Below are 19,325 nucleotides of genomic sequence, written 5' to 3'. Positions count from 1 at the left end.
CCTCGCCCCGGGACCACCCCGGGGGTCGGTGCAGTCACCCGCTCAACTCGAACGCCACGGTGACGAGCCGCAGAACGATCGTCGGCTCGTCGGGTCCCAGTGACGGACACTCGTAGGAGACGGTGCCGCTGGACTCGTCCTCGCTGCAATCGGTGCTCGACTCCGCGGACGATTCCAGCGCCGTTTTCCAGGCGTCGACCCGGTCAGCCGGCGGATCCACGGTGAGGGTGAACGACGTGGCGCTGTCGGTAATTCTGGTACTCGCGTCGCCGCGAAGCAGTCGGACCTCGGCGTTGCCGCCTCCGACGGAGTCGGCGTCGCCGACCAGCGTCGTGTTGACGACCGGTACGGCGACGACGCCGCCGTCGGGATCGAAGTGGAAGTCCGGCTCGCGAACGAGCACGGAGCCGCCGTCCTGGTGCCTGACGACCGCAGTTCCCTCGTAGGTGACCGCCCGTCCGTCCAGGCTGTACGTGATCGGCTGGACGGCGAGTCCGTCGATCCTCGTTCCGCCGACATCCGCCGGACTGCCGTCTACTTCGACCGCGATCTCGGTCTCCTCGCCCGCTTCGAGCTGGCCGTTGCCCAGCCCCATCCGCGCGGTGCGCACGGAGACGTTCTCGCGGTGGACGTCGGTTCCGGCACCGGCCAGTTCGATCATGGACTGCTCGACGTTCTGGCTGGTCGCGACGTCCCGGCCGGACTCGAGGGTTCCGACGCCGGCCGTCGCGACCACGCCGAGCGAGGCGATGAGGACGGTGAACAGCAGGACGAACCCGAGCGTGTCGCTCTGTGCGCGGTCAGTCATCGTTCACCTTCAGGTGCTCGTCGTCGGTGTCGTAGGTCACGTACAGCCGCCCGCCCTCGTAGGATCCCTCCGAGGCGTTTCCCAGCGAGTCGCGAACGTCCGTCTCCGCGGTGTGGTCGACCGGCATGGAGACGCCGACGCCGCTGGCGCTGACGGCCACCAGGTCGCTGTCGACGTCGACGTAGTACTCCGACCCGACGACCTGATCGGGCAGATCGACCGTCAGGTTCAGCGTGTCCACGTCGTCGCTGGCCCGGACCGTGCGGTCGGCGAGCTCGAGCGTGCCGGCGACCTGGTGGCCGATGGTCCGAAGCTGGGACTCCGTTGTGCGGCGGTTCTGGTCCTCGACCATGGTCGTCCCCGCGGCGATCAGGCCGGTGACCAGCGCCAGCGCGATGCCGACCGTGATGACGTAGGAGACGGTGGTCTGGACGGCGCGGTCGCGCGCGCTCTCCCGGCGAGACCACCCCGTCATCGCGGCTCACCCGGGGCGACCCGGAGCGTCCCCTCGTAGTCGATCGATTCGGAGTAGACGACGAGGTCGACGCTGACCTGATAGATCCGGTCGTCCGTCCCGTCGTTGACGAAGTACCGGTAACTACCGGAGCTCACGTGGCTCCCGTTGTGCGCTTCGATGGAATTGACGCCGTCCATATGTGCGAGGACGTTCAACGCCGGACAGCGTTCGATCCCCGAGCCGGTCCGATAGCTTCCGTTCGTGAAGTCGACGTAGTCGGGCTCGCTGTTGGCGCAGGTGACCTCGGGCTCCGACGGCGGATCGACTGTTAGTTCACCGCTGTCCCCGTCGGCCGTGACGTTCCACTCGCTTCCGTCGGTGTCCTCGAAGGATACCGTCAGCGGGTCGGAGCCGTCAAGATTATTGAACGTCATCCGGAAGACGCGCATCCGGTCACTGAACGACAGCGTGGTAAAGTCGGGATCTTCGCCAACGCTCCCGTTCCGGGAATCGCTGTAGGAAACTCGCACCAAGACGTCTCGCTCGGCGTACTGACGGGTATAGTTGGCCCCGACGCGACCCTCTTCGAACGCCGCCTCGACGTACGCTTTCTGATCGCCGGCAGCGCTGCTCCGGTTCACCGCCCGCTCTATCACCGTCGCCACGTCGCCGCGGACGGCGTCCTGAATCGTCACGAGGCCGTTGCCGCTGACGTCCTCGCTGGCCTCCGTCGAGAGGGTCGTCTCGTAGATCGCGCCGTTGAGCACGAGCGCCAGTCCGAGGAAGGCCACGGCGAGGACGACGGCCCCGACGAGCAGGGCCTGGCCGCGGTCGGTCACGCGCGCCACGCCACCACCTCCACGCTGACGACGTTGTAGAGGTACTCCTCCCGGCCGCTGGAGGGGCCGTCCGTCTCCAGGTCCGGCGCGTAGAAGCTCCCGCTCTCGCCGAGGCGCTGCTCGCTCTCGTCGCCGTTCTCCCTCGTGAGGTTGTGGCCGTCGGTCAGGACGACGGTCGTCGTCGCCCGGATCGCGCCGTCGCCGGGTTCGCCCTGGTAGACCATCCGCCGGGTCGTCCTGTCGGTGGTGTCGTTGTAGGCGAGGATCACGTTGTACGTGTACCTGGGGCCGAGGGCGTCCGCGATGGACTCGCCGAAGTCGAGGGGCGGGACGGCGTCGGAGGACGGACAGTCCCCGCCGTCGTCGGCCGCGCCGGTGTAGTACGACTCGCCGGTCGTGCAGTGGAACGCGCTGCCGTCCCAGTACAGCAGCGCCTCGCGGATCGTCTCGTCGTCGGCGGCGACGAGCGCGCTGGCGGTCAGCGCGCGGTCGTGCTGCTCGGCGTGGGGGCTGGACGCGCCGGCGGCCTGGGGCGCCGCGGTGGTCGCCTGGATGGCGAAGAAGACGCCGGCCAGCACCACCAGCGCGGCGACGATCCCCTCCAGCGTGTACGCCTGGCCGCGGTCTACCATGTGCGCACCTCCAGGATCAGCCGTTTGCCGTCCAGCTGAACGCCCCGGCGGGCGATCGAGGTGTCCTGGCTGCTTCCCGGCTGCGGCCCGCCGAGCAGGAGGACGTCAGTGCTGGAACAGGATCCCTCCCGGACGATCCGTCCCGCGTCCGCCTCGTAGCACGCCCGGACGTTCCTGTCGAGGGTCGCGTCGCCCGATTCGTCGCCGCAGTCGGAACTGTCGGCGGGGACGATGTCCGAACTGCTCGCGTCTCGGCAGGCCCGCTCCCTGTAGACCAGCGAGACGTTGACTGAACTCGCCTGTTCGAGGTTGTCGGCGGGGTCGCCGTCGTCGAGCCCGCAGAACCCCTTCGAGCTGCTGAACAGCGACACGGTGCAGTCGAGCTGGAGTCGACCCGCCGCTGCGGGATGGCCGAGGTCGTCGTTGCCAGATCCGAGGCCACCCTGTCCGCGAGGACGCCGTTCGACTGGCCGGTGCCGGCGACGCCGCCGATCAGATCCGGCACGAACGTGACGGCGACGATGACCGCCACCACGAAGATGCTCACGCCGATGACGAAGTCGAGGTTCGTCTGGCCGCGGTCCGCGTCCCCCGTCTCCGTCAGGTCCCTACCCCCCGGCATCGTTAGATCGCCATCCAGACGACGAGCGCGACGGTCGAGAGCAACACGGCGAACTTGACCCCGGCGAGGATCTTGACGGTCCGGATGTAGCCGGCGATAAAGGACGAGAGGATCGCCTGGATCACGACGGCGTGGAAGAACAGCATCGACAGCAGGTCTGTGTCGAGACTCTGTCCGAAGCCGCCGGCCGGGCCGGCACCGCCGCCGCTGGAGGCGCCCTGCGAGGCCAGCGCGGCCATCTCGCTGAGGAACTGCGCCTTCAGCAGCGCCATGACGCCCAGAAGCGTGAGGTAGGTCATCAGGATGATGACGACCTGCATCCGCGTCCGGGAGATGCGCTCGCGGTCGATGTCGTCCTGGTTCTCCGAGGCCTGGGCGGCCGTCGAGAGGACGTCCTGGATCTGGCTGGAGGCCTCCTGAGCCTCGCTGATGAGCTTCACCGTCCGGGCCAGCCGCGGGACGTGGTAGCTGTTGTTGAACTCCCGGAGGGCGTTCTTGAGGTTGGTGCCGTAGTTGACCTTGGAGTGCATGACCTCGAACTCGTCGGCCAGCTTGCCGGCGGAGGTCTCCGAGACGACCTTGATCGACTCCAGCAGGGTCATCCCCGTGTCGTTCGCGGAGGCCAGTTTCCGGAGGTTCTCCGAGAGGTTGCCGATGATGGCCTTCCGCGAGCGGACGTTCCACTCGTAGAAGACCGCCAGCGGGATCAGGTTGATGTACAGCGGCACATACACCCAGAAGAAGGTCCCGCGGACGGGATTGGACGTCATGCCCTCGATCGACAGCGGCGCCCAGTCGAAGGCGATGGTCATCGTGACCGCGACGACGGTCAGCGGGATCGTCAGCCCGAGCACCATCAGCGGGTGGTCGCGGAAGAACAGGTGGGGCTTGCGGACGATCTGCATCAGCTCGTAGGTCCCCTCGCGGCTCTTGATCCGGTCGAAGACGGCGTATCCGCCGGTGTAGTTCTCGATGCGGCCCAGGTCGAGGATGCCCAGCCCGTCGTCGACGACGAGTTCGTCCTCGCTGCCGTCGGGCCGGAGGTAGCCGTCGCCGATGGTGTCCTGGGTGACCGTCGAGACCAGCACGAGGAAGCCGAGACCGGTCAGCGGGATCAGGCCGTAGACCGTGCCGTAGAGGAGCATCTCCTGGGAGTTGCCCATCATCGACATGATCACGAGGATGATGATGAGCAGGAGCGGGAACAGCGAGAGGGTCATGTACATCTCGCCGAACAGCTCCAGGGTGTCCAGCATCTTCTGCTGCTCCTGCTTGGCGGTGCGCATGTGCTTGTCCTTCTGGTCCTCGAGGAAGGTGGTCATGTCCCCGCCGGAGTTGATGATCGACAGCATGTCCGTCAGGAACTGCGAGAGCTCGTCGGAGGGGGTCTCCATCGCCTGGTTGCGGATGGCGGTCCGGTAGTCCGTGTCGAAGTACTCCGTCTCGAGGACGATGGACTGGAACTCCTTGGCGCACTCGCCGTAGGTGTCGTCGGCCTTGGCCATCGCCTGGAGGATCTCCAGCTGGTTGAGGCCGCCGACGGACAGCGCGTACATGAAGGAGATGGCGTCGGAGAGGAGGACGTTGATCTCGCGCTCGCGCGCGCTCGAACGGAAGTAGGGGATCGATATCAGGGAGCCGAAGCCGATGCCGAAGCCGATAGCCCCGAAGACGACGCCGGTGACGCCGATTACCGCGGGGAGCTTGATGGCGCGGACGACCGGCTCCGCCCAGGTCGGCAGCGGGACGCCGATGAACACCAGCGACTCGCCGCCGCCGCCGAAGAAGAGCGTGACGAGGAAGTAGCCGATGAAGGTACCGACGATCCACAGGGAGACCCCCGAGATGGCGCCGACCGCGAGCGCCCGAGAGAGGAACATCTCGACGTTGTCGGCCATCCGGGCCTCGGCGAGCTTGTCCTCGACGTTGCTGACGAACTCCCCCTCCTCGTCGAACAGGTACTGGAAGGCGGGGTAGAACGTGTCGCCGAGGGCGCCGCCGGCGCTGAGCTGTTCGCTGCCTTTCGCCTCGATGCTCATTCGCTATCGGCCTCCTTGCCGGCCTTGGGGACGAACTGCCCGAAGTCGATGCCGTCCCCGTCGTCGGCGGCCCCGCCGTCGTCGCCGTCGTCCTCGATGCCGGTCAGCGCCGAGACGATGTCCGGCGTCTCCATCTCCAGGTAGCGGTTAAAGAGCGGCCCGGCGTTGTCGAGGATGTCGCCCGCCTCCGAGAGCATCTCGTCGGGTGCGTCCGGCCGGGGGACCATCTCCTCTTTCTCCTGGTCGATGTCGATGCTGACGCTCTCCATCTCGCGGAGGTCCGAAAGCGACTGGGCGAGCTGGTCGTTGGCGATCAGCGTCAGGATGGTGTCGGGATCGTTGATGAACGCCTGGATGGTCGCCGCGACCTCGGTGTAGGTGTTGAGGCCGTTCTCGATGAGGTAGGCCAGCACCACCTTCCGCTTGAACAGCTCCTCGTCGAGCCGCTCCTGGGTCCACCCGCGGTCGAACTTGATCTCCTCCAGGGTGTTGGAGTTGCCCATCTGGATGAACTCGTCCGTCTCGGCGCGCCACTCGTAGACGTCGCGGACGTTGATCTCGTCGTTCTCGGCGGTGTACTCGTTGATCTCGGTCAGCGTCTTGTTGCGGCGGACCTTCCGGCCGTCGACGCGCGTCTGGGTCTGGATGGAGACCAGGTCCAGCGCCGTGAACAGCGTCTTCGAGACGTTGATCGGCTCCGTGGTGAACCGCTTGATCACCTCGCCGACGGAGTCGGCGTGGAAGGTGGTGTAGGTGGTGTGCCCGGTCGACATGACCTGGAACAGCGTCCGACCCTCTTCGCCGCGGATCTCGCCCATGACGATGTAGTCGGGCCGCTGGCGCAGCGCGGCCTCAAGCAGGTCGAACTCGTCGACGTCGCCGGTGTCGTCGTCGCCGAACGACGGGCGGGTGACGCTGGCGACCCAGTTGCGCTGGGGCAGTTCCACCTCGCGGGTGTCCTCGATGGAGACGATCTTCGCGTTCGAGGGGATGAACAGGGAGACGGCGTTCAGGCTGGTGGTCTTCCCCGAAGCGGTACCCCCGGCGAAGATGAGGCTCTTGTTGTTCTCGATGCAGAGCCACAGGAACGCCATCTCGTCCAGCGAGAAGGTGTTCCAGTTGATGAGGTCGATCGGCGTGAACGGGACGTCCTTGAACTGGCGGATGGTGTAGTTGGTCCCGTGGTCTGAGACCTCTCGGCCGAGCGTCAGCTGGGCGCGGGAGCCGTCCGGCAGCGTGGCGTCGACCTGCGGCTGGCGCTTGGAGATACCCTTGCCCGAGCGCTGGGCCAGTTTGACCACGAAGTCGTCCAGTTCCTCTTCGCCGTGCTCGACGTTGGAGATGATCTGCTCGTAGTCGGTGTGGTAGACGAACACGCGGGAGTTGTACCCGTCGCAGGAGACGTCCTCGACGTTGATGTCGTGCTTGACGGGGTCGATCCGCGCGTAGCCGATGAAGTCCCGCTTGAGCTTGTACAGCAACTTCTCGACCTGGTACTCGTTGAGCTCCTCGGGGTCGTCCTCGATGATCGCTGGCTCGGGTCGGGCCGAGATCCCTTCCAGGCTGTCCTCGGGCTCGTGCCGCTGGACCTCCATGCCCAGTAGTTCCTTGACCTGGTCGACCGTCCCGAGGCCGCCGATCGCCCCCTCGTAGAGGTCGTACCGCTCTAGGAGCCGCTCGGCCTCGCGCTGGATCACGTCGGCGCGGTCGGCCTCGGACCCCTCGACGATGACGTCGTCCTCGGCGTACTTGATGGCGGTCTTGAGCTTCCCGGAGAGGAACTCCGCCAGGTCCTCCTCGATCTCGTTGAGGTAGGGCTCGACGACGTAGTACTTCTTCTCGTTCTCCTTGCGCGAGTGAAAGATGACGACGCAGGCGTAGGGCTTGTTGACCCAGTAGCGCTCGATCTCGGTGAAGTGGCGCTTCTTGGACATCGGGACGGCCTTCTCGAGGTCGTAGCGGTTGACGACCGTCGTATCGCCGTCCTGATCGGAGAAGAAGTCGTCCTCGTCAAGGTCCTCGTTGACGTCGACGGTCCGCTCGTCGACGAGGTTCGAAAGCGTCACGGCGGCGTCTTCGCCGTGCGAGAGCCTGTTCTCCGTCTCGTCCGGGTCGAACCCGAGGTGATCCTCCGGTTCGAAGGGGATCTGCTCGCCCTCGCCGTCCCGCGGGAGCGATCCGTCATCCTCGTAGTAGTACTCCTGCTTGAAGTGCTCCCACGTGTAGACTCCCTTGACGACCGGCGTGGCCTCGGGATCGACGTAGGCCTGAAACACCTCGTCGATCGTCTCCGCGTTCCCGGCGGCGGTCTCCAGTCTGTCGCCGATGCGCTTCGGTTCGAACCCGAGGTACTCGCTGCGGTCGAACCGACCCCCGTCGTGGTGGTCCCGCCGCAGGTCGTCCCACGTGTACTCCCCGACCGCGGCGGACTCGCCCTCCCCGAGGTCTCTATTTTGGCCGACCTGCTCTGCCCCCCCGCCCCCGGAATCGTCGATAGCCATCAGCGCGTAACTGCCTTCTAACTCGAAAAAAAGGTTACGGCGGATTCAGTCCACTTGGCATCTAACTGTAGTGCACCGCGCGTGACGACCCGGTTCTCGGGAGGAGTCGAGACGCGCGTGAACGGGTAACTGACGGCCGGTTGCCCCGGTCACCCGATCACCGGGAGACGCCGGAGGAGGAAGACGACGCCGACGCCGGCCAGCATCGCGTACAGGATGTTCCCCGAGCGCCAGGCGACGGCGAGCGCGGCGAGCGCCGCCCCCCACTCCGCCGGGCCGCCGTTCACGAGGTCGGGGACGATCAGCGACACCAGGACCGCGCCTGGCAGGTAGCGCAGCCACGCCCGGAATCGGAGGGTCAGTTCGAACTGGCTCACCAGCCAGTAGCCGCCGACCCTGGTGACGTACGTACCCACCGCCATGCCGACGATGGCTACGAGTGCGAGGCCGTCGACGTCCAGTTCAGACATATTCGTCCCGCGCGACGCCGGCGAGGCTCCCGGCGACCCCGCCGACGAGGATGTACCAGCTCCCCGGGACGACGACGGAGGCGACGACCGCCACCGCCGCCGCCGTCCCGACGGGAACGGCGTCCCCGCGGCCGTCCCAGACGCCGACCAGCAGCGCGATGTAGACGGCGACGAAGGCCATGTCGAGGCCGTACCGGGCGGGGTTCTCGACGAGGCCGCCGACGGCGACCCCCAGAACGGTCGCGCCGACCCACGCGACGAACACGACCAGGCCGCTGCCCAGCAGGAACGCGGCGTCGCGCTCCCCGTTCGACCGGGCGCGCATCGTCAGTCCCCACGACTCGTCGTTGAGGAAGTACAGCGTCCCGTAGGTCGTCCGGGGCGCGAGCCGTTCGAGCCACGGCTGGATCGACGCGCCCATCAGGAGGTGTCTGAGGTTCACCGCGACGGTCGTGGCGACGATGGCGACCACCGGCAGCGGCGACTCCCACAGGTCCAGGACGACGAACTGCGCGGACGCGGCGAACACCGAGGCGCTCATCAGCACGGCCTCGCCGAGGCCGAGCGGCGACTGCCGCGCGAGGACGCCGAACACGACCCCGTAGGTGAAGACGCCCAGCGCGATCGGAACGCTCTCCCGAACGCCGGCGACGAGCCCCTCCTGGCTGAACTCCGCCTCGTCCGGCCCGGCGTGCGCCTCCATGTTCGCTAGCCCCCGGTTCTCGCGTACACGACGACGTTCCTGTGGTCGTGCTCCTCGCGCCGGTACTGCGGATGCGGCGGGTCCCGCCACTCCCACGTCGTGACGCGCTCGACCCGGAGCCCGTACGACGACAGGAGCGCCGTGAACCGATCCCGTTCTCCGACGAACATGTAGGTCACGTCGTGGCCGCCCGTCGCGTACTCGTACTCCGCGAGCGCCCCCCAGCCGCCGACGAGCTCGCCCGTCGACGCGGCGTCGTCCCCCTCGACGGGCATGTTGAAGACGACGTGTCCGCCCGTCTCCGTCACCCGTGCGAGTTCGCGGAGCACGAGTTCGACCTCCCGCAGGTGGGTCAGCGCGTCCAGCATGATCGTCGCCTCGAACGCGCCGTCGCCGTACGGGAGGTCCCGGACGTCGGCGCGCCGCGCCGTGACCCGTCCCCCCGTCCGCTCGGCGCAGACGGAGAGCGCCGCCTCGCTTATGTCACACGCGTGGAGATCGGAGACGGCCTCGACGAACCGCTGGCTGTTCCGGCCCTCGCCGGCGGCGGCCTCGAGGACGGTCCCGTAGCCCCGTTCCTCGAGGACCCCCACGATCTCCTCGACAAACGGAAGCGGTTCCGACGGCATGAGGGGCGCGTCCTCGTCCTCGTTCGCGTGATACAGCTCGGTCCACTGTTTCCCGGTGTCGTCTGTCATGATACCCTCCCAGCGCGCGGTCGGTCCGGTCGGTGCCGCGTTCCGGATCGATGGTAGCGGCCAGCGCTCGCACCGGTAAGGAACTCACCCTACTATGATCGGGCGACCGTCGTACCGATCAAGACGCCGCGTCCCGGACGTCGTGCGAGTCCGTCGCGGCGTTCAGCCGCCGCTACCGTCACCGGACCGATCCCGCGACTCCGGCGGGTCGAGGAGGTGGTTCTCGGCCGACCGGAGGTGCTCGAGGAAGGTCGTCTTCGAGACGCCCAGGTCGTCGGCGAGCTCCTGCACGCTCGTCTCCCGGGGCCACTCGTAGTACCCGCGCCGCCGCGCCAGCTCGTAGGCCTGCCGCTGGCGCGGGGTCAGTTCGCTCAGTCGGTCCTCAAAGGAGGACGTCGACCGCTCGCGGTCGGCCGACGTGACCTGCCTGATGGTGATGTTCGCGTCGTACTCGTTGCGGATCTCCTCGATCCGGCGGCCGAGCGACGACCGGTTCATCTGCACCAGAAAGGGCCAGACCTCCCTGCCGTTCTCCATTTGCGACGCGCCGTCGAGGACGAACCCACGGGAGGCGAAGGCCGGTCCGATCCCCTCGGAGAACTCGTACTCGATGAAGACGTCCTGCGCGAACGTGCCGATGGCCGACTCCGGGACGACGCTCTCGGCCGGCGTCGACTGCACGGTCTGGACGTCACCGATCCGCGTGGACTCCTCGGCCGTCCCCACGGCCTCGGCCACGTGCTCCGGCGAGTCGCCGTAGACCGTACACCGCTCGTAGGCCCGTCGCCCATCCAGGACGCTCCCGTGGCCCAACACGCCGGCGTCCGTCTCGTCCATCACCTCGTTCGTCCAGCAGTCGGGGTGCCAGAGCTCCAGCTCCACGCTCAGGAGTTCGCGCTTCGGCGATGCCATTACGTTCACGTTCTGCTCCGGGGCAAAAATACCTGCCCCGTACCCGACCATGGTAGGTAAAGGTTCAATCGAATACGGGTCTCCGACGCTAGTGCCCCTGACGAAGCCCGGACTGCCGTCGCGATCTCCGGGTCGGCCGCACGTAGCCCGGCGGTCGATCCGCTGGCGACGGCCGTCCGCACGACACAGCCAGTCGGTCGGTGCGCGTGCCTCGCACGGACCGCCGGAGCCGGCACCCGGTCTGGCCGCCCCGCTACGGGTGGTCACCGGGCCCGGCCTGCGGCGGTCCCACCGGTCCTCGGAGCCCGAACCCTTCGTCGGGGGCGTCGACCACCCTGTCCCTCTTTCGACGCATCGGAGGCACGACGTCGCCGCCCCGCGGCGACCCGGCCCTCTCGCTGTGGCGTCTCAGTCGATGAACGACTCTATGCGCGCCATCGCCTCCTTCAGCTCGCCGAGGCCGGTCGCGTAGGAGACGCGGAGGTGACCCTCGCCGCCCTCGCCGAACACGTTGCCGGGGACGACGGCGACCCGCTCCTCCTCGAGCAGGGCCTCGGCGAACTCGTCGCCGTCGTCCCACGGACACTCGGGGAAGGCGTAGAACGCGCCGGCCGCGGGGAAGCACTCCAGGCCCATCTCCTCGAACCGCGAGAGGACGAACTGCCGGCGGCGGTCGTACTGCTCGCGCATGTCGACGACCTCGTCGCCGCAGGTCTGCAGGGCCTCGATGGCGGCGTACTGGGCGGTCGTCGGTGCCGACAGCATCGTGTACTGGTGGACGCGGTTCATCGCCGTGATCGCCTCCGGCGGCGCCAGGGCGTAGCCGAGGCGCATCCCGGTCATGGCGTAGGCCTTCGAGAAGCCGTTGAACACGACCGTCCGCTCGCGCATGCCCGGTAGCGTCGCGATGGAGGTGTGGTCGTGCTCGTAGCTCAGCTCCGAGTAGATCTCGTCGGCGAAGACCATCAGGTCGTGCTCGCGAGCGAACTCGGCGACCTCCCGGAGCTCCGCTTCGGTCATCGTCGCGCCGGTGGGGTTGTTGGGGTAGCAGTACACCAGCGCCTCCGCCTCGGCCGCGCCGGACTCCTCGAGCACCTCGTAGGTCAGTTTGAACTCGTCCGCCGCGCGCGTGGGGGCGTCGATCACCTCGCCGCCCGCGAACTCCACACCGGGAACGTAGGAGATGTAGCACGGCTGAGCGACCGCTACCCGGTCGCCGGGGTTCAGCAGGGCGCGGAAGGCCAGGTCCAGCCCCTCGCTCGCTCCGGTGGTGACGAGGATCTCCTCGTCGGGGTCGTAGTCGAGGTCGTACCGCCGGTCGACGTCCGCCGCGATCAGTTCCCGGAGCTCGCGCTTGCCGCGGTTGGCCGTGTACGAGGTCTTCCCCTGCTCCAGCGAGGCGATGGCGGCCTCGCGGGCGGCCCACGGCGCGGAGAAGTCGGGCTCGCCGACGCCCAGCGAGATGATGTCGTCCATCTCCTCGGCCAGCTCGAAGAAGCGGCGGATGCCGCTGGGCGGCACGTCCGCGACGCGGTCGGCCGGCTCGAACGTCATGGCGAGACGGACAGTCGGTCGTCGTCGTCCCCGTCGCCGAACTCGATGCCCTGCTCCTTGTAGGAGTCCATGACGTAGTGGGTCACGGTCTGGGTGATCTCCGGGATCGGGGCGATCTTGTCGCTGACGAAGTGCGAGACCTCCTGCATGGAGTCGCCCTCCACCTCGAGGTCGAAGTCGTAGTCGCCGCTGACCAGCCGCAGCGATCGCACCTGCGGGAACTTCGCGATCCGGTCGGCGATGTCGACGTAGTTGGTCTCGCGGTCGAGGGTGACGTTGAGTTCGACCGTCGCGCGGACGCGCTCTTCGTCCTCGTCGAGGGCGTCCCAGTCGACGACGGCCTGGTAGCCGCGGACGACGCCCTCGGCCTCCAGTTCCTCGATCGCCGCCTCGACCTCGGCCTCGTCGAGGCCCGTCTGGCGGGCCATGTCCTCGGTGGTGTAGCGGGCGTTCTCGCGCAACAGCGCCAGGATCTCGCCGCGGTCGTCCATACCTAACCACCGCTCCGGCGCGGACTAAAGCGTTGCTACCCCGTGCCGACGGTCCGCACACGCCTCCGCGGCAACGGGCGGGACCGCCGGTGGCGCGCGTCACGCGCCGGTCCAGCGGCGGGAGGGTGCACATTTAAGACGACCGGACGCAACCCCATCCGCATGACCGACGGGACCCACAGCGGGTGGGACGCGCTCGCCGAGCACGACGACGCGGCCGCACTGGTCGCCGCCCTGCTGGACCTCGATCCGGGCGAGACCTACACCCGGACGGAACTGAGCGGCGCCACCGGCGTGCCGTACAGGACGCTGTACCTCGAGGGCACGCTGGCGGCCGTCGCCGACCTGGGACTCGTGGAGAAGCGCGACCGGGGGGACGAGGAGCCGGTGTACGCCCTCGCGACTGACAGCGAGGCCCTGCAGGCCGCGCGGGCGTTCGACGCCGCGACCGCGGACTGATCCGTCGATCCCCGAACCTCTTTGTCAGCGGCCGTGAAGGTCGGGACGACCATGGTGGCACTCGAGTCCCAGGACGACGTCCTCGCGCGCGGGGACGAGGCACCGACATTCGAACTGCCCGGCGCCGACGGCGAGACCTACGCCCTGTCGGAGTTCGCCGACCGCGAGGCCGCGCTGGTGGTGTTCACCTGCAACCACTGCCCGTACGCGCAGGCGAAGCTCGACGAGCTGAACGCGCTCGCCGAGGAGTACGACGACCTCGCCGTCGTGGGCGTCAACGCGAACGACGAGGGGGAGTATCCGGACGACTCCCTCGACCGGATGACGGAACTCGTCGAGGACGGCACGATCCGCTACGACGCCTACCTCCGCGACGAGTCCCAGGAGGTCGCGGCGGCGTACGGCGCCCGCTGCACGCCCGATCCGTTCCTGCTACAGAACGACGACGGCACCTTCCGCGTCGCCTACCACGGTCGCATCGACGACGCGCTGCATCCGGACGACGAACCGAGCGAGCGCGAGATGAGGGCTCACGTCGAGACGCTGCTGGCCGGCGACGAGGTCACGGCCGAGGAGAAGCCCTCGCGTGGCTGCTCGATCAAGTGGAAGCCCGGCAACGAGCCCGACTACTGGGAGGCATAGCGATCCGCTCTCGACCGCGTCTGTTCGCCCCCCTCGACCGACGGGCGATTAGCCAGATCGTTGTTCCACGTCAACACTTACCCGTCGATAGGCCGAAGGGGACGGTGATGATCGACCGGATCATGGTCGCCGTCGGCGACGGGGAATCGGCCCGGCGAGCGGCAGCCGTGGCGAAGGCGTTCGCGGCGACCCACGACGCGACGCTGGACGCCGTCCACGTCGCGGACGACGGCACGTCGGGCGATCCGGCGGCGCTTGCGAGGGACGCCGTCGCCGACGCCACGGTCGACGCCGGGTCGGTCGACCGGGAGTCGCACGTGATCGACGGGGACGTTCCCGAGGCCCTCGAGCGACACGTGCGCGACACGGGCGCGGACGTGGTCGTGATCGGGCGGAGCGACCCCAGTAGCGTCGGCGAGCGGCTGTTCGGGAGCGCTGTCGATCGCCTGCTGCGGACGACCGACGTGCCCGTCCTCGCCGTGCCGGAGACGGCCGACGTGGACCCGGCGACTGCGTACGACGACGTGCTCGCCACGACCGACGGGAGCCACGAGGCCGAATACGCGGCGCCGTGGGCGTCGCTGCTCGCGCGGGAGTTCGACGCGACGCTGCACGTCGCCCGGGTCGTGGACCTCTCGACGGAGGCGGGCAGCTTCGACGCCGGCGGCGCGAGTTCGGAGTACCTGGACCGGCTGGAGCGCGAGGCGGCCGACGACGTCGACGAGTTCCTGGAGGTGGCGGACGCGACCAGCGCCCGCGTCGAACGGGAGGTCCGGCGTGGGACCCCGCACGAGGAGATCGACGCCTACGTGGCCGAGGCGGGCGTCGACGTCGTCGTGATCGCCTCGGAGCGCTCCGGGAGCCTCTCCGGACAGCTACTGGGGAGCGTCGCGACGAAACTCGTCGAGGACCTCGACGTGCCCGTGCTGGTCCTGTCCGCCGAGGAGGAAGAGGAGCAGGGCGGCTGAGCCGCCGCCGGTGGCGTTTTGGCCTGCCCCCGCGAACGGCCCCGCAATGGACGTCGCAGCGCGACTCGGCGCCGGGTCGCCGGTCGTCGGCATGGTGCACCTTCCCCCGCTGCCCGGGGCGCCGGGGTTCGAGGACCGCGAGGTGGTCCGCGAGCGCGCCGTCGCGGACGCCGAGGCGCTGGCCGCGGGCGGCGTCGACGCGGTACTGGTCGAGAACTTCGGGGACGCGCCCTTCTACCCCGACGACGTCCCCGACCACGTCATCACCGAGATGACCGCGGCGACCCGGGCCGTCCGCGAGGCCGTCGACTGCCCCGTCGGTGTGAACGTCCTCCGGAACGACGCCGAGGCGGCGCTGTCCGTCGCCGCAGCGACCGGCGGATCGTTCGTCCGGGTGAACGTCCACGTCGGCGCCCGCGCGACCGACCAGGGCGTGATCGAGGGCCGGGCCCACGAGACGCTGCGCCTGCGCGACCGGATCGACGCCGACGTCGCCGTACTGGCCGACGTGGCGGTCAAACACTCCGCGCCGCTGTCCGCGAGACCCGTCACGGAGCAGGTCGCCGACGCCGCCGAGCGCGGCCGCGCCGACGGGCTGGTCGTCTCGGGACCGGCGACGGGGTCGTCCGCAGACGCGGACGAACTCGCCGCCGTGGTCGGCGTCCGCGACGACGTGGATCCGGACGTGCCCGTCCTCGTCGGGAGCGGCGTCACGGCCGAGAACGCCCCGGACCTGCTGGACGTCGCCGACGGGGCCATCGTTGGGACGGCGTTCAAGCGGGACGGGGAGGTCGCGAACCCGGTCGACGAGGACCGGGTTCGACGCCTCGTGGACGCCCTCTGACCCCGACCGTTCCCGTCGCCGCCGTGATTCGGGGAGGGGATTTATCCCGTGCGACGTGGACCGCCCGGCATGGACGAAGATCCGCTCCCGGACGTCACAGAGGAGTTCGCACGGACGCTCGCGCCGGACCGCGACGATGTGATCGCGGAGATGGACGCCCGCGCCGACAGCGAGGGGTTCCCGACGGTCGGGCCCGCGGTCGGCGGGTGGCTCCGGCTGCTCGCCCGCGCCGTCGACGCCGAGCGGGTCTTCGAGTTCGGCTCCGGCTACGGCTACTCGGCCTACTGGACGGCGCCGGCGCTGCCCGCTGACGGCGAGATCGTCCTCACCGAGATCGACGAGGACGAACTGGCCGACGCCCGCGAGAACCTGGAGCGGGGCGGCTACGCCGACCGCGCCCGCTTCGAGCACGGCGACGCGATCGAGACGGTCGCCGACTACGAGGGCCCGTTCGACCTGGTGCTGATCGACAACGAGAAGGACCGCTACCGGGAGGCCTTCGAGGCGGTCCGCCCGAAGGTCTCCGAGGGCGGCGTGGTCGTCGCCGACAACGCCGTCGAGGCCGGGTCGCTGGACTTCGAGGACGTCCGGGCCCTGCTGGCGGGCGAGGCCGTCGACGCCAGCGAGGGGAGCCGCGGCGTCGCCGACTACCTGGCGACGGTGCGCGACGACCCCGCCTTCGAGACGGGCCTGCTGCCGCTGGGGCAGGGCGTGGCCGCGAGCATCAGAGTCGACGGGGAATAGGCGCCGTCGTCACCGCTCGTCGACCACGTGGACGCTGCCATCACCGCTCGTTGAGCTGGTAGGCGCTGACGGCCTCGAACTCGGCGACGCTGTGGACGTGTTCGTCGTGGCTGCAGACGGCGAGTCCCACGTACACCTCGCCGTCGAACGGGAGGGTCCGCTGGTCGATGGCCCTCCACTCGTCGCCGTCCCGGGAGACCGAGCAGGTGACCGTCCCGTCGACGCACTCGATCCGGTACCACTCGTAGGTCGACTCGGGCTCCTCGAACTGCCGGGTCTCGGTGGGTCCCGTCGCGGTCTCGCGCCAGGCCAGTTCCGTGCCGTGGCCGCCGGTCAGGCCGACGAACCCGAACGGGGCGTCCTCGGTGAGGCCGCCGCGGATCGTCACGCCGGTCTTGCTGTACTCGTCGACGGCGTCCAGGTCGCGGATCCGGGCCTGAATCCGCACCGGCGTCGTCGTGCCGTAGAGGAAGTGAAACTCGTTGGTCCCGGCCCAGATGTTCTCTCCGGCGCCGGTGACGATCCAGCGGTCGACGGCCTCGACGTGTTCGGCCGTCCCCGCGACCCCGACGTCGTCGACCAGCTGGACCGGGCGTCCGGGGACGAAGTCGCGGGGCCGCTCGCCCACGACGGTGCAGTCGTTGATCTCGATGCGGGCGCCGCCGGCCCGGCTGTCCGTGATGTCCAGGGTCCACTCGTTCTCGGCGGCGATCTCGTCGACGATGTTGAGGCCCATCCCGGTGCCGTCCTCGTCCGTCGTGTACCCCTCGTCGACGACGCGGTCGCGTTCCTCCGGCGGGATGCCCGGGCCGTCGTCGGCGACGTAGAAGCCGTTCCGGTCGGTGAGCCCGACGCGGACGGTCACGTCGGGGCCGGCGTGGACGACGGCGTTTTTCAGCAGGTTCTCGATCAGCGGGCGGAGCGTCTCCGGATCGGCCGTGACCGTCGCGCCGCCGGGCGCGTCGACCTCGAGGGTCGCCTCCTCGGCGCCGATCACGCTCCAGACGTCCTCGACGAGGCCGCGCAGCGCCGGCGTGTTGATCGACTCGTCGGCCTCCAGGTCGGATAGGCTCTCCTCAACGTCGTCGGTCGTGGCCGCCTCGGCCTTCCGCTTGGCGAGTTCGCTGAGGTCGTCGATGGTCTCCTCCATGCGCTCCAGGGCCTCGTCGACCTTCCGGAAGGCCTCCTCGTCGCCGGTCTCGCGGGCGAGCTGGAGGGAGCCGCTGGCCACCTGCAGCGGCGTCTTGAGGTCGTGGGAGACGTAGCTCGCGAACCGCTCGATGAGGCGGCGCCGTTCGTGGAGCTCCTGGGCCCGCTCCATGTGCTCGGTGACGTCCCGCGAGACGCCGACGAGCCCCTGAATCTCGCCGTCCCCGTCGCGCCAGGGCACCTTCGTCGTCTCCGACCAGTACGTGTAGTCCTCCTGGTCGAACCGCTCGCACTGCTCGTAGACGGGCTCGCCGGTCTCGATGACCTCGAGGTCGTCCTCGTAGGTCCTCTGGGCCATCTCCGGCGTCTCGTCGCCCCATATATCCGGGTCCGTCTTCCCGCGCGCCTCGTCGGGGTCGGGACTGTACTCCAGGTCAGCCATCCGGACGAGCCGCGCCTGCTCGTCCTTGGCGTAGATCGAGACCTCGCTCTCCTCGAGCAGCGTCTCGAGGATGCTGCTGTTCGCGGTCCGGTCGCGGCGCTCCTCGTAGTCGGCCAGCGCCCCGTCGACGACCTCCCGCAGGCGGGCCGGCGAGACCGACCGCGGCAGGAGGCGGCAGTGCTCGACGTCCGCGAGCGCTGCGGTGACGTCGGGCCCCACCCCGGTCACCACTGCGATCGGCACGTTCCGGTCTGCGTCCCGGATCATACGGCAGGCGTGGGTAGCGCCCTCGCTCGCGGGCTCGAACAGGACGACGCAGCCGACGTCGTCGCGTTCCCCCATCGTCACGACTGCCCCGTCGGCCGCGGTTCGGTGGACGACGTCCGTGACCGCTCCCCCAGTCAACGCCGACTCGACGCCGGAGTCAGCGTCGTCGCCGACCACCACGACGGCAGTCGGCGCTTCGAGCAGGTGACTCATCGCGTGTCCCCGTACCATACACGTACTGCGTGAAAAGCGTTGAGGCCTGATACGACCCGCGATCGCCCCGAGGCCCGCGATTCTCGTCTCCGAGAATGGGGGTCTACCTCTTATGTGGGAGGGCGGGAAACGTGGCCCCAGTACCCCTCGCTATGAGTCTGATGATCGACATACGGAAGCTCGGGCTGTTCAACCGGATGGCCAAGGAGGGCGGGAACACGGTCGCCAACCACCTCAGCCAGATGACGGGGATGGAGACGGAGATGGAGATCACCAAGATCAACTTCATCGACGTCCCCGACATCAAGACCCACGTCGGCGATCAGAAGCAGATCGGCATCAGCATCCAGATGCTCGAACCGCCTCACGGACACATCCTCTTTCTGTTCAACGCCGCCAGCGCGAAGGAACTCGCCCACGGCATGATCGGCGACATGGGCGAGACGGACCCCGAGGCCAGCGGGTTCACCGACATGGAGCGGTCTGCGATCCGGGAGATCGGCAACATCATGACGAGCGGGTTCATCGACGGGTGGGCGAACGTCCTCGACACGACGATCGACATGTCGACGCCGAACTTCACCTTCGGTCCCGGGAGCGGGATGGTCGACGAGCTCGTCGGCGACCGGGAGACGGACATGGCCCTGATGTTCGACTCCCGCGTGCACGCCCTCGAGTCCGACATCGACGTCACGGTCTACACCTTCCCGCGACTGGAGGAACTCGTCGGCCTGATGCAGGAGATCGAAGTCTGACCGGATCGATCTGTTTTCTCTCGTTTCCGTCCGCCCCGCTCCGCTCGGCGATTTATTGCTTACGAGGGATATGTACGCCCTCGCCATTCCCGATCCTGATTATTCCATTACATAAT

Annotated in this window: 20 protein-coding genes and 1 pseudogene; 6 read left to right on the top strand and 15 right to left on the bottom strand. The window is 68.6% G+C overall.

All coding sequences use genetic code 11. The features are described from left to right. Positions 1-34 precede the first annotated feature (34 nt). The 14 genes and pseudogenes from LCY71_RS01960 to LCY71_RS01900 form a co-directional block, all read right to left on the bottom strand. Positions 35-808 carry a DUF7289 family protein gene (locus LCY71_RS01960; RefSeq protein WP_225334686.1) on the bottom strand — a complete coding sequence of 258 codons (774 nt, stop codon included), beginning with the start codon at positions 806-808 and terminating at the stop codon, positions 35-37. Continuing rightward, positions 801-1,283, bottom strand: a complete 483-nt coding sequence (locus LCY71_RS01955; protein ID WP_225334685.1) for a DUF7266 family protein — start codon at positions 1,281-1,283, stop codon at positions 801-803. The genes LCY71_RS01960 and LCY71_RS01955 overlap by 8 nt, the downstream gene beginning before the upstream one ends. Further along, positions 1,280-2,113 carry a DUF7261 family protein gene (locus LCY71_RS01950; protein ID WP_225334684.1) on the bottom strand — a complete coding sequence of 278 codons (834 nt, stop codon included), beginning with the start codon at positions 2,111-2,113 and terminating at the stop codon, positions 1,280-1,282. Before LCY71_RS01950 ends, LCY71_RS01955 begins: the two co-directional genes overlap by 4 nt. Next, entirely contained in the window at positions 2,101-2,736 is a 636-nt protein-coding gene (locus tag LCY71_RS01945; protein ID WP_225334683.1) for a DUF7288 family protein, read from the bottom strand. The genes LCY71_RS01950 and LCY71_RS01945 overlap by 13 nt, the downstream gene beginning before the upstream one ends. Continuing rightward, on the bottom strand, positions 2,730-3,107 hold the full coding sequence (locus LCY71_RS01940) for a hypothetical protein (RefSeq protein ID WP_225334682.1): 378 nt from the start codon (positions 3,105-3,107) through the stop codon (positions 2,730-2,732). Before LCY71_RS01940 ends, LCY71_RS01945 begins: the two co-directional genes overlap by 7 nt. Before the next feature lie 17 nt (positions 3,108-3,124). Then, positions 3,125-3,358, bottom strand: a pseudogene (locus LCY71_RS21790) (DUF7287 family protein); the annotation flags it as partial. A gap of 2 nt (positions 3,359-3,360) precedes the next feature. Continuing rightward, positions 3,361-5,397, bottom strand: a complete 2,037-nt coding sequence (locus tag LCY71_RS01935) for a type II secretion system F family protein (protein ID WP_225334681.1) — start codon at positions 5,395-5,397, stop codon at positions 3,361-3,363. Continuing rightward, positions 5,394-7,898, bottom strand: coding sequence for a type II/IV secretion system ATPase subunit (locus tag LCY71_RS01930; RefSeq protein WP_225334680.1), 2,505 nt, complete (start codon positions 7,896-7,898; stop codon positions 5,394-5,396). The genes LCY71_RS01935 and LCY71_RS01930 overlap by 4 nt, the downstream gene beginning before the upstream one ends. A 149-nt stretch (positions 7,899-8,047) precedes the next feature. After that, on the bottom strand, positions 8,048-8,368 hold the full coding sequence (locus tag LCY71_RS01925; protein WP_225334679.1) for an AzlD family protein: 321 nt from the start codon (positions 8,366-8,368) through the stop codon (positions 8,048-8,050). Further along, positions 8,361-9,071 (bottom strand): AzlC family ABC transporter permease, encoded by a 711-nt coding sequence (locus LCY71_RS01920; protein WP_225334678.1) that lies wholly within the window; start codon positions 9,069-9,071, stop codon positions 8,361-8,363. The genes LCY71_RS01925 and LCY71_RS01920 overlap by 8 nt, the downstream gene beginning before the upstream one ends. Before the next feature lie 5 nt (positions 9,072-9,076). Beyond that, positions 9,077-9,769 carry a class I SAM-dependent methyltransferase gene (locus tag LCY71_RS01915; protein ID WP_225334677.1) on the bottom strand — a complete coding sequence of 231 codons (693 nt, stop codon included), beginning with the start codon at positions 9,767-9,769 and terminating at the stop codon, positions 9,077-9,079. Positions 9,770-9,931: 162 nt separating this feature from the next. Further along, entirely contained in the window at positions 9,932-10,681 is a 750-nt protein-coding gene (locus tag LCY71_RS01910) for a helix-turn-helix domain-containing protein (protein ID WP_225334676.1), read from the bottom strand. Between the two features lie 408 nt (positions 10,682-11,089). Further along, on the bottom strand, positions 11,090-12,235 hold the full coding sequence (locus LCY71_RS01905) for a pyridoxal phosphate-dependent aminotransferase (protein WP_225334675.1): 1,146 nt from the start codon (positions 12,233-12,235) through the stop codon (positions 11,090-11,092). Then, on the bottom strand, positions 12,232-12,726 hold the full coding sequence (locus LCY71_RS01900; RefSeq protein WP_225334674.1) for an Lrp/AsnC family transcriptional regulator: 495 nt from the start codon (positions 12,724-12,726) through the stop codon (positions 12,232-12,234). The genes LCY71_RS01905 and LCY71_RS01900 overlap by 4 nt, the downstream gene beginning before the upstream one ends. 162 nt (positions 12,727-12,888) lie before the next feature. On the opposite strand from LCY71_RS01900, the gene LCY71_RS01895 reads away from it, so the two are divergent. From LCY71_RS01895 to LCY71_RS01875, 5 genes are all read left to right on the top strand, one after another. After that, on the top strand, positions 12,889-13,185 hold the full coding sequence (locus LCY71_RS01895; protein WP_225334673.1) for a hypothetical protein: 297 nt from the start codon (positions 12,889-12,891) through the stop codon (positions 13,183-13,185). 51 nt (positions 13,186-13,236) lie between these two features. Further along, positions 13,237-13,827 (top strand): thioredoxin family protein, encoded by a 591-nt coding sequence (locus tag LCY71_RS01890; RefSeq protein WP_225334672.1) that lies wholly within the window; start codon positions 13,237-13,239, stop codon positions 13,825-13,827. A gap of 107 nt (positions 13,828-13,934) precedes the next feature. Further along, positions 13,935-14,795 (top strand): universal stress protein, encoded by an 861-nt coding sequence (locus tag LCY71_RS01885; protein ID WP_225334671.1) that lies wholly within the window; start codon positions 13,935-13,937, stop codon positions 14,793-14,795. A gap of 46 nt (positions 14,796-14,841) precedes the next feature. Further along, positions 14,842-15,639 carry a BtpA/SgcQ family protein gene (locus LCY71_RS01880; RefSeq protein WP_225334670.1) on the top strand — a complete coding sequence of 266 codons (798 nt, stop codon included), beginning with the start codon at positions 14,842-14,844 and terminating at the stop codon, positions 15,637-15,639. A 69-nt stretch (positions 15,640-15,708) separates the two neighbouring features. After that, complete coding sequence (locus LCY71_RS01875; protein ID WP_225334669.1) at positions 15,709-16,383, top strand: O-methyltransferase; 675 nt, start codon at positions 15,709-15,711, stop codon at positions 16,381-16,383. A gap of 40 nt (positions 16,384-16,423) precedes the next feature. Here LCY71_RS01875 and LCY71_RS01870 read toward each other — a convergent pair whose 3' ends face one another. Beyond that, on the bottom strand, positions 16,424-18,454 hold the full coding sequence (locus LCY71_RS01870) for an ATP-binding protein (RefSeq protein ID WP_225334668.1): 2,031 nt from the start codon (positions 18,452-18,454) through the stop codon (positions 16,424-16,426). A 152-nt stretch (positions 18,455-18,606) separates the two neighbouring features. Here LCY71_RS01870 and LCY71_RS01865 point away from each other — a divergent pair, with 152 nt between their 5' ends. Continuing rightward, on the top strand, positions 18,607-19,209 hold the full coding sequence (locus LCY71_RS01865; protein ID WP_225334667.1) for a chemotaxis protein CheC: 603 nt from the start codon (positions 18,607-18,609) through the stop codon (positions 19,207-19,209). Positions 19,210-19,325 lie beyond the last annotated feature (116 nt).

The sequence above is a fragment of the Halomicrobium urmianum genome (assembly GCF_020217425.1).
Lineage (GTDB): Archaea > Halobacteriota > Halobacteria > Halobacteriales > Haloarculaceae > Halomicrobium > Halomicrobium urmianum.
The sequence above is the reverse complement of the archived record's forward strand: the minus strand, read 5'-3'. Positions and strand labels throughout refer to the sequence as shown.

What these genes read in the sequence shown, in the direction of transcription:
- LCY71_RS01960 (WP_225334686.1), bottom strand. Translation starts at nt 808, where the DNA reads ATGACTGACCGCGCACAGAGCGACACGCTCGGGTTCGTCCTGCTGTTC.
- LCY71_RS01955 (WP_225334685.1), bottom strand. Translation starts at nt 1,283, where the DNA reads ATGACGGGGTGGTCTCGCCGGGAGAGCGCGCGCGACCGCGCCGTCCAG.
- LCY71_RS01945 (WP_225334683.1), bottom strand. Translation starts at nt 2,736, where the DNA reads ATGGTAGACCGCGGCCAGGCGTACACGCTGGAGGGGATCGTCGCCGCG.
- LCY71_RS01935 (WP_225334681.1), bottom strand. Translation starts at nt 5,397, where the DNA reads ATGAGCATCGAGGCGAAAGGCAGCGAACAGCTCAGCGCCGGCGGCGCC.
- LCY71_RS01930 (WP_225334680.1), bottom strand. Translation starts at nt 7,898, where the DNA reads ATGGCTATCGACGATTCCGGGGGCGGGGGGGCAGAGCAGGTCGGCCAA.
- LCY71_RS01925 (WP_225334679.1), bottom strand. Translation starts at nt 8,368, where the DNA reads ATGTCTGAACTGGACGTCGACGGCCTCGCACTCGTAGCCATCGTCGGC.
- LCY71_RS01920 (WP_225334678.1), bottom strand. Translation starts at nt 9,071, where the DNA reads ATGGAGGCGCACGCCGGGCCGGACGAGGCGGAGTTCAGCCAGGAGGGG.
- LCY71_RS01915 (WP_225334677.1), bottom strand. Translation starts at nt 9,769, where the DNA reads ATGACAGACGACACCGGGAAACAGTGGACCGAGCTGTATCACGCGAAC.
- LCY71_RS01910 (WP_225334676.1), bottom strand. Translation starts at nt 10,681, where the DNA reads ATGGCATCGCCGAAGCGCGAACTCCTGAGCGTGGAGCTGGAGCTCTGG.
- LCY71_RS01905 (WP_225334675.1), bottom strand. Translation starts at nt 12,235, where the DNA reads ATGACGTTCGAGCCGGCCGACCGCGTCGCGGACGTGCCGCCCAGCGGC.
- LCY71_RS01900 (WP_225334674.1), bottom strand. Translation starts at nt 12,726, where the DNA reads ATGGACGACCGCGGCGAGATCCTGGCGCTGTTGCGCGAGAACGCCCGC.
- LCY71_RS01895 (WP_225334673.1), top strand. Translation starts at nt 12,889, where the DNA reads ATGACCGACGGGACCCACAGCGGGTGGGACGCGCTCGCCGAGCACGAC.
- LCY71_RS01890 (WP_225334672.1), top strand. Translation starts at nt 13,237, where the DNA reads ATGGTGGCACTCGAGTCCCAGGACGACGTCCTCGCGCGCGGGGACGAG.
- LCY71_RS01885 (WP_225334671.1), top strand. Translation starts at nt 13,935, where the DNA reads ATGATCGACCGGATCATGGTCGCCGTCGGCGACGGGGAATCGGCCCGG.
- LCY71_RS01880 (WP_225334670.1), top strand. Translation starts at nt 14,842, where the DNA reads ATGGACGTCGCAGCGCGACTCGGCGCCGGGTCGCCGGTCGTCGGCATG.
- LCY71_RS01875 (WP_225334669.1), top strand. Translation starts at nt 15,709, where the DNA reads ATGGACGAAGATCCGCTCCCGGACGTCACAGAGGAGTTCGCACGGACG.
- LCY71_RS01870 (WP_225334668.1), bottom strand. Translation starts at nt 18,454, where the DNA reads ATGAGTCACCTGCTCGAAGCGCCGACTGCCGTCGTGGTGGTCGGCGAC.
- LCY71_RS01865 (WP_225334667.1), top strand. Translation starts at nt 18,607, where the DNA reads ATGAGTCTGATGATCGACATACGGAAGCTCGGGCTGTTCAACCGGATG.